Source organism: Nonomuraea sp. 3N208 (genome assembly GCF_052245935.1).
In the GTDB taxonomy this organism is placed as follows: Bacteria; Actinomycetota; Actinomycetes; order Streptosporangiales; family Streptosporangiaceae; genus Nonomuraea.
This window is the reverse complement of the sequence record NZ_JBQQBR010000014.1, coordinates 117,392-133,212: the sequence shown is the minus strand read 5'-3', so window position 1 is coordinate 133,212 and position 15,821 is coordinate 117,392. Positions and strand designations below refer to the sequence as shown.

Below are 15,821 nucleotides of genomic sequence, written 5' to 3'. Positions count from 1 at the left end.
CACCACGCACACCTTGCCGGACAGATCCCTCATCACACCCGGAACTCTAGGGCCTGTCATGTGGCGATGCGGCGGAGGTAGGTGTCGAGTTCGGCGGCGCCGGTCAGCATCGCGCGCCCGCGGGCGGACAGCCGGCCGCGCCAGTCCCGCAGGGCGTCCTCCAGCGGCGCCAGCCCGCCGGCCGCGCGTACCTGCTCGATCAGGGGCGCGATCTGCTCCAGCAGGTAGCCGCCGCGTCTGAGCTGGTGCGCGAGCTGGGCGTCGCGTACGTCGGCCGCGGTGTAGACCCGGTAGCCGGTCTGCGAGTCACGTCGTGGCCGCACCAGCCCGGCCTGCTCCCATTTGCGCAGCGTCGCGGGCCGGATCCCGAGCTTCCTGGCCAGCGGCCCGATGAACGTGACGCCCGGCCCGGGAGGGGCGGCGGGCGTCAGGTCGCGCAGCGCGGTCTCCACGGCCAAGAGAGTCCGGCGGTCGTCGAGGAGCTGGGCGTGGCTCTCGTCGATGATCTTCAGCGCGTCCTCGACCGCGCCCCGGTTCACCGCCTGCATGATCGAGGTCGCGGTCTGGTGGCCGTGGGCGGGCACCAGGGCGAGGAACGCGCGGAGGGCTTGCGCGTGCCGCGGGGTGTAGGTGCGATAGCCGTGGGGCGTGCGACCGGCGCCCGGGAGGATGCCTGCCTGCTCGTAGTTCCTGATCGCCTGGGTGGACAAGCCGTGCTCGCGGGCCAGGTCCACCGGCCTCAGCCGCTCACCGGATGCCATGGGATGTGTCACCGTATTGAAGGTAGATCCCACCGGAGCGGCGGGTGTCGCGCGAAAGTTTACAGGGAATGTTCAATGATACCGTAGAAGGCATATCTTCATCGAAGAGAACAGGCCTGCTCGTCCACAACGCCGCCTATTCCCTCGACGGCGAGGGCGTCGCCGCCGTCACGAGTCTCCTGCAGGCCCCTGCCCGCGCGGCCTCACCTGCTCGGGCTCGGCGAGGCCACGCACGGCGAGGAGGCGCTTCCCGAGCTGCGGAACGAGAGCTTCCGGCATCTCGTCGAGCACGAGGGCTGAGGACCGGCCGGCCTCGGAGCGGCTGGGCTTCTTCGGGTTCGACGGCCGCCTGGAGATGACCTGGGCGGCCGGTCCCCGGCAGGCGCTGACCGCGCTGCACGGCTATCTGGCGGCCTGGTTGGACGCGGGCCTGCTCCCCTGCACCGCAGGCGACCTGGACCGCCCGATCGGGGCCGGCGACCGATGGAGCAATCCCGCGGCGGCCATGGACGCCCACCCGGGTTTGGCGGCTGATGAGCCTGCGCGACGGGATGATGGCCGGCAACCTCCAGGCCGGCTCCGAGTACGGCCAACGCTGGTCTACGCCCACAACCGCCATCTGCAGCGGGAGAAGAGCACCTGGCAGCTGGCAGACATGGCGCTGGAATGGTGGAGCGCCGGCGCGATCGTCAGCGCCCGCCTGGGCGACCAGTACGCCTTCCTGGCCTCGGCGCTCGGCGCCATGCCGCACCAGGCGCTCCGGTCCCGCGAACCGACGTGGCGGCCAACTACGGATACTTCGCGCTGGACCCGGCCCAACCTCGGTGAGAACGACGGGATCGCCTTCATCAAGGACGTGCCCGCCTAATCTTGCTCGGGCAGGCAGACGGTGCCGGGCCGCGGCAGCGTGAGGTCGATGAGGTAACGCGTGGCGTGCTCGATCGCACACCGGTTCCTGGACAGGTAGAGCACGTGCCCCGGGCCCTCGTACCGGATCGCGGCCGAGCCGGGGACGCGCCGCACCAGGCTCTCGGTCCACGGGTAGTCGGTCCAGGTGCCCGCGCCCAGCATCGGCGGGAGGCCGGCAATGGGCAGGGGCCGGGACGGGTAGGGGATCGAGAACGGCCAGCCCGAGCAGCTCAGGAGGTCGAAGACGCCGCCACCGAAGCTCGGTGAGATCTCCCGCGCCCGGTCCCGTTCTTTACGGTATTCGGCATAGGTTCGGTATCCCCTGCCATCGCCACATGTCATGCCCAGGTTGTAAGGCATCGACCAGACGCGGGCATTACCCAGGGCGGTGTCCGCGAACCCGGAACCGTCGCCGCGTCTGGCCTTGTCCACCGCCTCGGCGAAGGCCACCCACCGCGTGTGTCCCGGCCCAGGATCGCTGGCGAAGCCGAACCACCTCAGGTAGGAGCCGGTCAGCTTCCCCTTGCCGAACTGCTGGGAGGTGACCGGGATCGGCGTGCGGTCCGCCCGCTCGGTCAGCGCGCGCCAGACCTTCCCGGCGTCCTCCCCACGCAGCGCGCAGGCGGCGGTGGCCTGGCACCAGGTTGTGAAGCGAGTGAGGGACCGCTCTGTCTCGGGGTAGGCCAGCAGCCATTGGTCGCTCCACCCGTCGGGCTGGTTGATCACCCCATCGAGGTACATCGCACGGATGCGATGCGGGAACAGCCGCATGTATGCGGTCGCGGGGACACCGCCGTAGGACTCTGCCATGAAGCTCAGCCGCCGCTCCCCCAGCGCGGCCCGGATCGCCTCCATGTCCCTGGCCACGGAGAGTGAGTCCAGCCTGGTGTACAGCCCGCTACGGTCCTGGTCGTGGCATTCGCGCATCGCCTTGGCGAACGCGGCGGCCTGGGCGTCGTACTCGGCGCGGCTATGCGGCTCGACCAGGTGCGCAACCGCGGGCCGTGCGCAGACCTCGGGCAGCTTGGCGCCCAGGTCCGTGTTGCGGGGGTTCGAGGCGACGAGGTCGAAGCGTTGCCGTAGACCGGCCATGTCAGGTGCGAACCTCTTCAGGTCCTCTATCCCCTTGCCGCCCGGCCCGCCGGGGACGTGCAGCACGCTCCCGATCCGGCGGCCGGGATCGGTAGCCGGGAACCGCGCCAGGTCCAGCGTGATCTTCTTCCCGCCTGGGTCGGCCCAGTCCAGCGGGACGGTGATGGTGGCGCACTGCATGCCCTCGGGGACGTTCTCGCCCGCACACCTCTTCCACTCGATCGACTCGCCGTCGGCCGCCGCCGAAGCCGTCGGCGGGACCAATCCGGCCAGCGCCGCCGTCGCCAGCCCGGCGGCCAGCGAGCGTGCCATGCCACGCATGTCTGAATCCTCCTTCTCGTTGGTTCCGTCCAGATCTACGCTTGCGGGGCGCGCGGCTGGACACCACGGGAACAGCCCCCGTTTGCGATTCGGACATCCGGAAAGGCACGCAAGCCGGATGTCCGTCAGGCTGAGAAGGGTGAGTGTCTCTCGCGACCCGCCGGCGGCCCTCGCGCGCGCCATCGGGTACGCCCTGCTGTCGCTCCCGATGGCAGCCGCGGGCCTGGTCTACGTTGTCGTGCTGCTGATGTCGGCACTCTGGACGGCGTTGGTGATTGGGGCGCCGCTGCTCGCCGTCGGCCTGCTCGGGGCACGTGGGCTCGCTGCGGTCGAGCGTCGCCTGGCCCGCGTGTTGCTGCGGATGGAGGTGGCCGCGCCGCCGCCGTTCCGTCCCCGCCCCGGCCTGATGGGGTGGATCGGGTCGGCTCTCGGTGACGCCGCCGCGTGGCGGGCGGTCGTCTATCTGCTGGTCAAGCCGCCCGCCGCGATCCTCGCCTGCGTGGCCCCCCTGCTCCTCGCCCCCCGCGCGGTACGCGCCGCGCTCGCCCCTGAACGACTGCTCGTACGGAGGCTGCTCGGGCAGACCGAGACGTCGGCGCGGATCCGCGAGCTGGAGGCGACCCGCGCGCAGGCCGTGGAGGACGCTGCCGCCATCGTTCGCAGGATCGAACGCGACCTGCACGACGGGACGCAGGCCCGGCTGGTGGCCCTGGCGATGAGCCTCAGCATGGTGAAGGAGGAGCTGGCCGAAGCGGGCCACGGCGAGCGGCTCGGCCGTGCGCGCGACCTGGTCGACGTCGCGCACGGCAACGCCAAGCAGGCCCTCGCCGAGCTGCGCGACCTCGTGACCGGCATCCATCCGGCCGCCCTGGACCAGGGGCTGGAGCCGGCGCTGGCCACGCTCGCCGCCGGCAGTGCCCTGCCCGTGGACCTCCACGTCGACCTGCCCGGACGGCCGTCGCCGGCGGTCGAGACCATCGCCTACTTCTGCGCGGCGGAGCTGCTGACCAACGCCGCCCGGCACAGCGGCGCCCGGCGGGCCGGGATCGAGCTCAAGGAGCGTGACCGCCGGTTGCGGCTGCGCGTCCGCGACGACGGCGCCGGCGGTGCGGCGATGGGCCTCGGCACAGGGCTGCGCGGCCTGGCCGACCGCGTACGGGTCGTCGACGGGACGCTGGAGATCCACAGTCCGCCTGGCGGGCCCACGGTGGTCTCCGTGGACCTGCCCGCACACACCTGAGGGGCCGCATGCGCATCGTCATCGCCGAGGACGCCGCCGTGATCCGGGACGGGCTGTCGCTCCTGCTGACCACCCGGGGCCACGAGGTCGCCGCCGCCGTGGGCGACGCCGAGTCGTTGTGCGCCGCCGTCGCCGCGCACGGCCCCGACGTGGCCGTGGTGGACATCCGCATGCCGCCCACCCACACCGACGAGGGCCTGCGTGCCGCGATCCGGCTGCGCCGCGAGCATCCGGGCCTGGGCGTGTTGGTGTTCTCGCAGCACATCGAGACGCGCTACGCCGCCCAGTTGCTCGCCGACGGCTCGCGTGGGGTGGGCTACCTGCTGAAGGACCGGGTGTCGGAGGTGAGCGAATTCGTGGCCGCGCTCGACAGGATCGCGGCCGGGCAGGCCGTACTCGATCCAGAAGTGGTGACCCGGATCATGAGCCGGCGCGGCGCCGTCCTGGGCACGCTCACCGACCGCGAACGCGAGGTCCTGGCCCTGATGGCGGAGGGCCGCTCCAACACCGCGATCGCCTCCGCCCTGTTCCTGTCGTACGGCTCCGTGGAGAAGCACGTCACGCAGATCTTCGCCAAGCTCGGCCTGCCCCCTTCGCCCGAGGACCACCGCCGGGTGCTCGCCGTCCTGCGTTACCTGGAGTCCTGACCCAGGGGCACCCGTTCTCGGGCCAGCACCTGCTCGCAGGCCAGCAGGAGCACTCCCGCGCTCCAGGCGTGCGACAGCGTCAGGTACATGCCCTTCGGCTGGAAGCAGTCCGTCTGGTAGTAGCGCTCGGTGATCATGCCGCGGTAGGCGTTGACGTCGCCGTCGGCGGCGGGGAGCAGCTGGCGGAAGCACTCCAGGGTCTCGTGCGCCCGCTCCGCGTAGTGCGGATCGCCCAGCGTCTGCGACAGCTCGATCAGCTCCGCCGTGCACACCAGCCCGTACGCGTGGACGTGCTGGTTCGACGGGGACGCCTGGTCGGCGCCGCGGGTGGCGAAGCCGTACACGCCGAGCGGGCTGCGCGGCGGGAAGCGCACGTTGTAGGAGTAGCGGAAGGTGAGCATCCAGTCGGCGGCGCGGCGGGCCAGGTCGAGCCAGCGGCGCGCACCCGTGCGGCGGTGCAGCGCCATGTACGCGATCACGGCCGCGTAGCCGTCCTCCGAAGTCGGGGCGAGGTCCACGTCCTCGGGCGCGCCGTAGAGGAACTCGTCGTCGACGAACGACGCGTAGTACTCCCCCGCGCGCTCGGCGGCCCGCAGGTAACGGTCCTCACCCGCCTCGGCCAGGGCGGCCACCCAGGTCAGGCCGGAGGCCCCCGACCAGGACAGCACCTCGCCGGTGGCGGCGTGGTGCAGGCTGCCGAGGTTGCCGTCGGCGCGCTGGCGGGCGACCATCGCGTCCAGGTTGGAGCGGGCGGCGGCCAGCCACCCGGGATCCGGCCGCAGCCGCAGCGCGCGGAGCAGGAACAGCGTCGCCTCGCCCAGCGTGCGGGCGTGCAGGGCGTCCTTGACCGGGGTCCAGCTCTGCGACCAGCCGGCGTGGCGGTACCAGGTGCCCCAGAAGGTGCCGGACGGCGACAGGTTGGCGCAGATGAAGCCGATGACCCGGGCGGCGGCGTCCACGTGCTCGGGCCGTCCCCTCCGCAGCCCGTGCGCGAGGAGCGCCGCCGCCCACGGGATGCCGCTCACCCAGCCGACGTGCATGGCCTGCCGGTCCACCCGCTCACCGTTGGTGCCGCTCACCTCCCGGTCGAAGCCGACCGTCTCCAGCAGCACGCCCGGGTCAGGGTCGTAGTGCCAGCGGTACAGCCCGTCGGCCGCGATGCCGGCCGCCGACTCGACGTCCTCCCAAGCGCCGATGGGCGCGCCGGACAGGCGCAGCTCGCGGTCCTCGCGCAGCAGCGCCGCGTACGCGTGCCGGTCGGCGGGCAGCACGCACGTGGCCAGCGTAAGCTCGTGCTCCTCGCCGGGTTGCCAGACGTGGGTGGCGGCCTGGGCGGGCAGCGGCAGCGCCGAGCCGTAGTACGTGATCGGATATTCCTGGTACGGGAACAGCAGCGAGACAGTGGCCCGGCCGGCCGCGTGCTCGATGGCCAGACCGGTCGTGCCGAGCGGCGACTCCTCATCCGCTATCAGCGCGATGCCGGAGGCGTCGCCCCAGGCCATGACGGCAGGGGTGGCCGCACGGTCGGCGCGGAAGCCCCACCGCGACGAGACCATCTCCTGCGGCCGGTCGGCGCCCGCCTCGAAGCGGGGGAACACCCGCTCGCAGGCCGCGGGCCGGTTCTCTCCGTAGAACAGACCGGGGATCAGCCACCACGGGCCGGCGGCGGGCACCGACCTGCTGACGCGTACCCATCCCGCGGCAGGCGCGGCCCCGTCGTAGCGGATGGTGAGGCGTAGCTCGCGGCGGCCCGTCGGCAGCCGCTCACCCCACCGCCACGCCACCGTGCACGGCTTGGGCACCTCGACGACCAGCTCGCCGCCGTCGGGGTCGGCGATCGTCACCATGCTTCAACCGTGAACGCGCCCTTGCGGGTGGTCAGCTCGACGAGGTCGGTCTCGACGGCGGAGAGCGGATCCTCGAGCGGGATCCGGAACGTACGGATCTGGCTCGGCCCGAAGTCCGCCGTCAGCCTGATCCCGGCCAGGGGGATGCGCAAGGTGGCCACGCCGGCCCGCCCGGTGCTCTCGACGGCGCGGACGACGAGGTCGCGCGGCGTGTCCTCGTGCGACTTGACCGCGGTCACCATGATCTGGCCACCGTCGTCGTCCAGGTAGGCGCGGGCGGCCGGCAGTGCGCCGTCGTGGAAGCTCTCCAGCATGGCACGCACCGGGGAGCCGAGCAGCGCGGCCCGCCGCGCGAGCCCGGCGGCCCGCCAGTCGCCGGCGTGCGGCACCAGCAGGTAAGTGAACCGCTGCGTCCCCTGGTCCTGGTAGGAGTAGTAGCCCTCGGGGTCGAGCAGCCGCGGGTCGTGCCAGGCGTAGACCGGGCTGCGCACCGCGGTGATGCCGATACTGGGGCTGCGGCCGGGGCCGGCCGGTGAGACGTCGTAGCCGTGCTTGGCGTTGTTCACGACGGCGAGCCCGGCGCCGGGCCCCGACAGATCCACCCACGACTGCGCCGGTTCCTCGGCCCCGTCGAGTGGCCTGCTCAAGTGCCCGAACGGGATCTCGTAGGTGGCGGCCGGCGATTCCAGCGCGACCGGGAAACGCAGCTTCATCAGGTGGGCCTGCTCGCGCCAGTCCAGCGTGACCCGCACCTCGACCGCGTCGTCTGCACCGGCGCCCAGGATGAACTCCTCGACCATCGTCGAGCGGCCCCATTCCCGCTCGACCCGGATGCAGGCACGCAGTGGGCCGTGCTCGCGCAGCACGATGTTCGTGGTCGCCATCGCCTCGCCCGGCCAGTCGTAGGAGATGACGCGGTGCCCCCAGGTGTCGGTCGGGTCCTCGCAGATCACCGTGTGCTGGCCGGCCGCGCCGGACACCAGGTCGACGCCGGTGCGCTTGTCGAGCAGGCTCGACAGCCAGCCGGTGGCGGGGTCGAGCTCCAGGCGCAGCACGTCGTTCTCGATGTGGTGCTCGCTGCACGACAGTCCGCTCGGGGCCGTCGCGGCGCCCTGGCGCAGGCGGTAGAGGCGGTAGCCCAGTGGGGGCAGCTCGGCCTGGAAGACCGTGGCGCCGCGCCCTTTGTCGTCGGTGGTGGCGACCGACTGGATGCGCTGGCAGGGCACGTCGGCGCCGTCGGCGTCCACGACCTGCACGCCCGTCGGCGCGAGCCCGTACTGCATCTCGACCCGGGTCGTGACCGGCCACGGGTGCGGGTTGAAGACGACCACCGGCTGGGTGCCGTCCTCCTGCGGGATGCGGATGTCGCGGGCGATCACGTTGTGGGCCCTGGTGATGATCCGCTTGGCGATCGCGACGGCCTCGCCCAGCTGGTCGCGGGCGTCGTCGTAGGCGGGCTCGATGGCCGAGCCCGGCAGCACGTCGTGGAACTGGTTGAACAGCACCTGCTTCCAGGCGCGCTCCAGCTCCGCGCGCGCGTCGTGGCCGGCGACCGCGGCCCAGCGCTCGGCCGACAGCACCGCAGCCTGGGCCCGGCGCTGCCAGGCCTTGACGCCGGAGTGCGAGGAGTAGCAGCCGGCCGCGTGATGCTGCAGGTCGTCGCGCCACACCGGCAGCTCGGCCAGGCCGCGCTCGCCGAGGCGCTTGGCCATCTCGTCGAAGTAGCGGCGCGGCGAGGACATCGTCAGCTCGCCGAACGTGCCCATCCGGTCGTAGCGGTGGATGGACTCGATGTTGGCCTTGGTGGGGCCGCCGCCGTGGTTGCCCACCCCGTAGAAGATCATCAGGTCGCCGAGCGAGCGGTCGAGCTGGCCCAGGGCCTTCTCTGTCTGTCCCGCGACCTCGCCGGGCGGGCTGCAGTATTCAAACGGGATCCGGTACGCCAGCACGCGGCTGCCGTCGCGGCTCTCCCACCAGAACATCGTGCCGGGCAGCTCGCTCTCGTGCGGTCCCGGGCGCAGGAAGCAGTAGGAGTCCATGCCCTGGCCGCGGAGGATCGCGGGCAGCATGGCGTTGTGGCCGAACGGGTCCACGTTCATGCCGACCGTCGCGGTGATCCCGAACTTCTCCTTCAGGTAGCGCTGGCCGTACAGGCCCTGGCGGACGAACGACTCGCCGGAGGGCATGTTGCAGTCGGGCTCCACCCACCAGCCGCCGGCCATGACCCAGCGGCCCTCGGCCACCTTCTCCTGGATCCTGGCGAACAACTCCGGGTCCGACTCCTCCACCCAAGACAGGAGAATGACCTGGTCGCAGGTGAAGACGAAGTCCGGGTACTCGTCCATGCGGTGGATCGCCGACCAGAACGTCGCGCGGGCCTCCTGGTAGCCCTCCTGCCAGGGCCAGAGCCACACCGGGTCGAGGTGGGCGTTGCCGATCATGTGCAGGGTGCGGTCGGGGGTGGCCGCCGGGCGGGGGGCACGCGGCAGGCCGGGCGGCTGGGCGCCGGAGGGTGCGTTGGCCATGGGGGCGGGGCGCCTGGTCATGCGGCCGCCCAAGCGTCGACCTTCTCGCTGATCATGTGCAGCATCAGTGTGTGGATCTCCTGGATGCGCGGCGTCTCGGAGGAGGGGGCGAGGAGGAGGTGGTCGGCGTGCTCGGCGGCGGCACCTCCATCTTTGCCGCCGAACAGTACCGTCACCGCGCCCTTGCTCCGGGCGGCCTTGAGCGCACTGACGACATTGGGCGAGTTGCCGCTGGTGGTGAACGCGGCCACCACGTCGCCCGGGCGGGCCAGCGCCTGGACCTGACGGGCGAACACGTCCTCGTAGGCGTAGTCGTTGGCGATGCACGTCATGACGGTGGCGTCGGTCGTGAGCGTCACCGTGGGCAGCGGGCGGCGGTCGCGTTTGTAGTGGCCGATCAGCTCGCCGGTGAGGTGCTGGGCGTCGGCCGCGCTGCCGCCGTTGCCCATCGTGTAGAGGGTGCCGCCGTGCGCGAACGTCTCGATGATCAGGTCCGCGGCGGCTTCGACGTCCGGGATCAGCGCCGTCATGCGCCGCGCGGCGGCGAGATGTCCTTCCACATGGGCCGCGAGCACCGCCGGCAGCTCGCCCGATGCCTCACGCACGGTGCGCACCTCCCCGCCCGGACCCCCAAAAGGACTCGGGCCCGTGCGCGCGGGACGCCTCACCTGTCCCCCAATCCTCTCAAAGGACCCCGGCCCGTGCGTCCGGGTCGGTTCTGCGGCGGCGGGTCGTGGAGTCGGCTGGTCAGGCATGGGTCTTCCCTGAGACGAGATCATGTGCGACGGCGCCGGCCCCCACGACGCACACGCCCGCACCGAGCCGCGCCAGCTCGATGCGCACGCTCCGGGCCGCAGGCGGCATGGCGTCCCTGGCGACGGCGGCGGCGACGGGTTCGACGAGCCGTGCACCGGACCGGGTGACACCGCCGCCGAGGACGACAAGCTCGGGCTCGAACGCGTTCACCAGGTCGATGATCGCGCTGCCCAGCGCCCATGTGGTCTCGTCCCAGATCTCGCCCGCGAGCGGATCCCCCGCCTCGGCGGCGCGGGACACGTCCTCGGCCGTCGGTTGCCCGACGCCGGACAGGGAAGACGGCCGCCCCGAGGCCAGCGCCTCACGCGCACGCTCGGCGATGGCCGTCCCAGACGCGTACGCCTCCAGGCAGCCCAGCCGCCCGCACGTGCACCTGCGCCCGCCCGGCCGCACCATCACGTGCCCGAGCTCGCCCCCGTTGCCGGCCGCGCCGCGGTGCAGCCGGCCGCCGATGACGGAGCCGCCGCCGACGCCTGTCGAGATGGTCAGGTAGAGCATGGTGCTGGTGCCGCGGCCCGCGCCGTACCGGAATTCGCCGAGCGCGGCAGCGGTGGCATCGTTCTCAAGGGCGGACGGCACGCCGAACGCCTCCGCCGCCATCGCGCCCACCGGCACGTCGATCCATCCGGGCAGGTGCGGCGGGCACTCCAGCACGCCGGTCGAGGCGTCCAGCGGCCCTCCGCAGGAGATGCCGACGGCGGCCACCTCGGGCAGCCCGGCCTCGGCGATCGCCTTCCTGCCCAGGTCGAACAGCCTGTCCAGGACCCGGCGGTGCCCCTCCTCCCTGCGGGTGGGTGCGACCTGCCAGCCGTGGATCAGGCCATCGCCGGTGACCACGCCGGCGGCCAGCTTCGTGCCGCCGATGTCCAGCGACAGCACGGGGGGAAGAACGTGCTCCATGGGGGCCTCCGACGGGAACAGGTGTCGCGTTAGGGGATGTGACATCGTTCCCACAGCGGATCCTAGGGCGACCTATCCTGCCGGTCAACGCACGAGATGGGGGAAATGTCAGATTTTGGGCGGTGACGCAGTGGATTCGCGGGACACGAGGTGCACGGTGAGCACAGTCGTGACAGAGTCCGCATCCGGCATCTCGATCCGCTCGTCCAGCCGGCGTATCGCCGTCGCCCCCAGGCTGAACGTGTCCTGCGAGACTGCGGTGACCATGGGCGACACCATGCTCATCCAGGGCGCGTCGTCGAAGGCGACCAGGCTGACGTCGTCCGGCACCCTCAGCCCCAGCTCGCGGATGGCCCGCCAGACCCCCTCGGCGAGCACGTTGTTGGCGGCGAAGACCGCGGTCGGCCGGTCGGGCCCGCGCAACATGTCGAGCGCCCGGCGCCGGGAGTCGGCCACGTCCCAGCCCGACGAGACGACCAGGTCGGGATCCACCTTGATGCCGCCGGCCCCCAGCGCCTCCAGGTAACCCTGGTAACGCTCGTAGCCGGTGGTCCAGTCTGTCTCGTCGATGAACAGGGCGATCCTGCGGTGCCCAAGCCCGACCAGGTGCGCGGTGGCCGTACGGGCGCCGACACGGTTGCCGACCACGACCCCGTCCGTCGAACCGGCCGCGAACTGCCGGTCCACCTCCACCACCGGGATGTGGTGGGAGGCGAGGTAGGTGGACACGGCCGAGGAGTTGGGCGTCACGACCACCCCGGCCACCCTGAGCGCGACGAGCGCCTCGGCGGCCTCGCTCTCCGCCTCGGCCGACAGGCTCGTGTCCGCCAGCACCATCGTGTAGCCGCGCTGCCTGGCCTCCCTGCTGGCCCCGGCCGCCAGCTCCGCGTAGAACGGGTTGCGCAGGTCGCTCACCAGGACCCCGACTGACCTGCTGACCTGCTGCTTGAGCGTGCGGGCCATGACGTCGGGCACGTACCCGAGCTCGGCGGCCGCGCGCAGGACCCGCTCGCGCACGTCGCTGGCGGCGTACCCGCGGCCGGTCAGCGCGCGGGAGACGGTGGAGCGGGAGACGCCGGCGGCCTCGGCGACGTCCTTGATCGTGGGCCGCCGGGAACGGCTGAGGGGGGTACGCCGCTCTATGGTCATCGATGCCCTTCCCCGACCACGTCGACCAGTGCCTCGGCGTGCTGCCCGAGACGCAGATCGCCGATGGTCAAGTCGACTGCCAGGCGAACGCGGCGTCGCGGCACGACGTCGGCGCCGAGACGGAGATGCACCTGCTCCATACCCCCACCGGGCAGCCTTAGCGTCAGCGGCCCTTGTTCCCGCTCCCAGCCTGCGGGAACGACGGGCTCGATGGTGACCACGACCTTCTCGGGGAACGGGTTGCGCACGGTGGCCGTGAGCACCAGCTCGCCGCCCGCGGGGACGCTCGCGTAGTAGGGCGTCAGGCGGCACAGCACCCCGTCCGCCCCCAGGTCGAGCCGGTCCAGCGGGAGCAGGTCGTAGTGCAGGGCGACGAGTTCCTCACCGCGCTCGGTGAGCATGTGCAGGTAGTCGTCGTCCACCCAGCGCGGGCGCCAGTGGCCGCTGACCATGAGGTCGGGGCGCAGGCGCCGGTAGAGCGCGGCGCTCTTGCGGTAGTCCTCGATCTGAAACCTGTTCTTGTACTGGAAATTCAGGCTCTCCTGGCGTTCGCCCGGAATGCCCATGCCGTCCTGCTGGTCACCGGTCACCAAGACGCGATGGCCGTCCACCTGGAACTCGTACGCCGCCGCGAACAACGTGTGCCCCGGCAGGTCGTGCACCGTGATCTCGTACTCCCGCCACCGCACGGTCTCCCCCAGCTCGAGCACCCGGTCGGAGGGAATGGGGTCGAACCATTGGCACGGCAGATCGTGGTGGAGCGGGGCGGCCAGGATGGGGGCCATGTGGGACGGTGTCCAGATCTCCGTGCCCTCGACGTCGCGCAGCAGCGGCATGCCGGCCACGTGGTCGTCGTGGTAGTGGGTGGGCAGGGCGACCTCGATGCTGGTGACGCCGTAGTGCTCGCGGAGGGCGGGGAGCGAGGCCAGCCAGGGGCGGCGGGCCGCGCGTGAGGTGTTGTGCACCAGACCGGTGGACATGTCGTAGCCGAAGTCGAAGATCATGGCGGCGCCGGACTCCGACAGCAGCACGTAGCTGTGGGAATTGGCGCTCTTGTTCATCAGCAGGTGGGAGGTCACCTCGACGAACGGGTTGTGGAGGAGCCCGCGCACGTCCCAGGGGTGGGGGCGGCGGAAGTTCACGTACCGCTGCATGGACTGGGAGAGCTGCTGGAGTGCGTCGTCCGGGTCGATCATCGGCTCGCCGTGCGACGGCAGTAACACCTCGAGCTCCTCCCGCTGGAGGAGCTCGCAGCTCAGGATGACCATGGCCGGACCCTCGTTCTCGGTGTACGACCACTGGGTCGCGGCCAGCGACCACACCTTGCCGGGGGCGTAGATGAGGTCGCCGGTGAAGGCGGCCTTGCCGACGACGTAGGTCACGGAGCCGGGGGTGTGCCCTGGGGTGGGCAGAACCCTTACCTGCACGCCGCCGTATGTGGCCGTCCGGTATTCGGGCACGACGCCGGCCACAGGCACCGGGTCGAGCAGCGAGAACCGGTCGTCGCGCAGGTCGTAGTCGTTGCTGATCTGCCGCCCCGACCACATCTCGCCGACCTTCTCGAACAGGTCGAGCTCCACCGGCGGCACGTGGATGGGAATGCCTGCGCCGACCGCCCTGGCCAGGCCCTGGGCCTGGTCGCGGTGGTGGTGGGTCATCAGGACGTCGGTGAGGCGGTCGATCCCCATCTCGGCGAGGAGGTCGAGCACGCGGCCGGAACCGAAGTCGATCGCGATCCCGGTGCGCTCCTCCCCCGCCTGTGCGGGGGCCGCCACGACGTAAACGTGGCAGGTGTCCGCTATGCGGAACACCCCCGGCACAACTTCGGTCACATCACTGCTCACGAGGCGCGATCCTATCCGGTATCGTTCCCACAATCTCCGCCTGCCTCATCGCCGCCGCCACCACATCGCCACCAGCTCGAGGTCCGCGCCGCTGATCTGCTCCAGGGAGTTGTCGATGGACTCCGCGTAGTACAGCGTGGGCACGCCGAGCGAGGGCTGAGCCTCGGCGTAGGCCAGCCAATCCGCCCTGCTGGGCATCGGCCACTGGTCGGTGTCGATCAGGTGGCCGGGCATGGCGTGGGCGGCGACCGCGTGGCGGAAGCGGAGCTGGTCGACGGCCGGCACGGGCTCGCCGCGGGCGTCGAGCTCCAGCACGTCGTTGAGCCGGACCATGTCGGTGACGTCGCCGAACGCGGGATGCGGCGTGTGGGTGACCATGAGGGCGTCGGGTTTGACGCGTTTGGCGGCGTCGTACATGGTGGCGAGCAGCTCGTGCAGGAGCGCCAGGCCCCAGGTCGAGCCGTACGACTTCAGGTGTGACCCGCTGGGGAACCACTGCGTGAAGTCGATCTTGAATCCGTCCGCCCCGAGGTCGCCGAGCAGCCGCTCCATGATCTGCTGGACGCGGAGCCGGTAGGCAGGGTTCGACGGGTCGGCGGCCACGGCCCGTCCGCCGGCGTCGAGCACACATTCCTCGGCCGGCAGCCCGTCGGACGACCAGGCCCGCCACCACAGGAGCACCCGCTGCCCACGCGCGTGCCTGTCCGCGATCCACTCGCGCAACGCGGGCCATTTCGCCGGGTCGGGCTCCATGTCCCCGTACGTCAGCTGCCAGCGGTCGTCGATGACGACGGTCCCCGGCACGACGCCGTGGCGTTCGAGCCTGGCCAGCCACTCGTCGTAGAGGTCCTGCCGGGACAGCTCCACCGGTGACCGGCCGTCGGCCCTGCGAGCTCCGGCGCACTGGGCGCCCCAGCCGCAGAAGATCGGCTCGCTCCACCACGCGTGCTGCTCGTGGACCGGCCCGGCGGGCGCCATACCGTGCGCGACCAGGTCGTCGCGGTGGTGTGCGATCGCCTCCCACGGAGAGGACGCGGTACGGAACACGACCGCCGGCGACGTCCACGAGCCTCGCACCACCGTGTGGCACTCGTAGTCGAAGCGGAGCATCATCCCGCCGTCCAGCGGCTCGTACGCGAGCTCCGTGAAGGTCAGATCGGCGATCCCGGCGCGTACCGAAGCCCCCAGCCACGGCCCGTCCGGCACGGCGGTGGCGCCGTCCTGCTCCTCCTTGGTGAAGGCGAGGACCAGCGGCGGCGGTGAGAAGACGGCGTGCAGCCGGCCCGGCGAGGCGTCGCCGATCACGGTGAGCGCGAGCGGCACGGACACCGGCCGCACGACCTGCACGGGGTGGGTGGGGGTGGGATTGAAGACGCCGCGGGCGTGCAGCCCGCTGCGGAACGTGCCGGCCGCGCGGCTGTTCAGCACGGCCCGCCCGCCCATCAGCGTCACGTCGCCGAGCACGCCGTCGCCCTCGACCCGCACCTCCAGCGCGATCGTCTCGGGGGTGCAGGTCAGCCGGACGGTCTTCGACTCCCACGCGGTCGTGCGCTGCGGAATGTCGAAGATCGCCACGTTGCCGCGCTCGACGAGCACGGGCGGAAGCGTCTCGTACGTCTCGTCGCGCCCGCTCGCGGTGCCGACGGAGGCGAGGAGGCTGAGCGTCATCCAGCCTTCCAACTCGGCGCTGGGGTCGGTACGGGAGACGGTCAGCCGGTAGTGCCCGCTGTCCAGGTGATAGGCCTGGTCGGTGGTGGTGATGCGCATGTG

Annotated in this window: 12 protein-coding genes; 3 read left to right on the top strand and 9 right to left on the bottom strand. The window is 71.7% G+C overall.

Features of this window, described 5'->3' with window-relative positions; all coding sequences use genetic code 11:
* Positions 1–56: 56 nt before the first annotated feature.
* A complete protein-coding gene (locus tag ACTWPT_RS22410) occupies positions 57–761 on the bottom strand; it encodes a TioE family transcriptional regulator (RefSeq protein WP_443179493.1) in 705 nt (234 codons plus the stop codon).
* Between the two features lie 355 nt (positions 762–1,116).
* Here ACTWPT_RS22410 and ACTWPT_RS22405 point away from each other — a divergent pair, with 355 nt between their 5' ends.
* On the top strand, positions 1,117–1,629 hold the full coding sequence (locus ACTWPT_RS22405) for an erythromycin esterase family protein (protein ID WP_443179386.1): 513 nt from the start codon (positions 1,117–1,119) through the stop codon (positions 1,627–1,629).
* Here the strand turns inward: ACTWPT_RS22405 and ACTWPT_RS22400 are convergent.
* Positions 1,626–3,083, bottom strand: a complete 1,458-nt coding sequence (locus ACTWPT_RS22400) for an alpha/beta fold hydrolase (RefSeq protein WP_443179385.1) — start codon at positions 3,081–3,083, stop codon at positions 1,626–1,628. The genes ACTWPT_RS22405 and ACTWPT_RS22400 overlap by 4 nt on opposite strands.
* A gap of 139 nt (positions 3,084–3,222) precedes the next feature.
* Between ACTWPT_RS22400 and ACTWPT_RS22395 the strand changes: the two genes are divergently transcribed.
* Both ACTWPT_RS22395 and ACTWPT_RS22390 read left to right on the top strand, forming a co-directional pair.
* On the top strand, positions 3,223–4,323 hold the full coding sequence (locus tag ACTWPT_RS22395) for a sensor histidine kinase (RefSeq protein ID WP_443179384.1): 1,101 nt from the start codon (positions 3,223–3,225) through the stop codon (positions 4,321–4,323).
* Between the two features lie 8 nt (positions 4,324–4,331).
* On the top strand, positions 4,332–4,970 hold the full coding sequence (locus ACTWPT_RS22390) for a response regulator transcription factor (protein ID WP_443179383.1): 639 nt from the start codon (positions 4,332–4,334) through the stop codon (positions 4,968–4,970).
* Here ACTWPT_RS22390 and ACTWPT_RS22385 read toward each other — a convergent pair.
* The 7 genes from ACTWPT_RS22385 to ACTWPT_RS22355 form a co-directional block, all read right to left on the bottom strand.
* A complete protein-coding gene (locus ACTWPT_RS22385) occupies positions 4,955–6,817 on the bottom strand; it encodes a hypothetical protein (protein WP_443179382.1) in 1,863 nt (620 codons plus the stop codon). The two genes, ACTWPT_RS22390 and ACTWPT_RS22385, sit on opposite strands and share 16 nt — an antisense overlap.
* A complete protein-coding gene (locus tag ACTWPT_RS22380; RefSeq protein WP_443179381.1) occupies positions 6,811–9,363 on the bottom strand; it encodes an alpha-mannosidase in 2,553 nt (850 codons plus the stop codon). The genes ACTWPT_RS22385 and ACTWPT_RS22380 overlap by 7 nt, the downstream gene beginning before the upstream one ends.
* Entirely contained in the window at positions 9,360–9,947 is a 588-nt protein-coding gene (locus ACTWPT_RS22375) for a D-sedoheptulose-7-phosphate isomerase (protein WP_443179380.1), read from the bottom strand. Before ACTWPT_RS22375 ends, ACTWPT_RS22380 begins: the two co-directional genes overlap by 4 nt.
* A 142-nt stretch (positions 9,948–10,089) precedes the next feature.
* The gene (locus ACTWPT_RS22370) at positions 10,090–11,058 is read right to left on the bottom strand and encodes an ROK family protein (RefSeq protein ID WP_443179379.1); all 969 of its coding nucleotides are present in this window, start codon (positions 11,056–11,058) and stop codon (positions 10,090–10,092) included.
* 108 nt (positions 11,059–11,166) lie between these two features.
* Positions 11,167–12,207, bottom strand: coding sequence for a LacI family DNA-binding transcriptional regulator (locus ACTWPT_RS22365; RefSeq protein WP_443179378.1), 1,041 nt, complete (start codon positions 12,205–12,207; stop codon positions 11,167–11,169).
* Complete coding sequence (locus ACTWPT_RS22360) at positions 12,204–14,051, bottom strand: MBL fold metallo-hydrolase (protein ID WP_443179377.1); 1,848 nt, start codon at positions 14,049–14,051, stop codon at positions 12,204–12,206. Before ACTWPT_RS22360 ends, ACTWPT_RS22365 begins: the two co-directional genes overlap by 4 nt.
* Before the next feature lie 45 nt (positions 14,052–14,096).
* Positions 14,097–15,818: a hypothetical protein gene (locus ACTWPT_RS22355; protein WP_443179376.1), complete on the bottom strand. Its 1,722-nt coding sequence runs from the start codon at positions 15,816–15,818 to the stop codon at positions 14,097–14,099.
* Between the last annotated feature and the right edge of the window lie 3 nt (positions 15,819–15,821).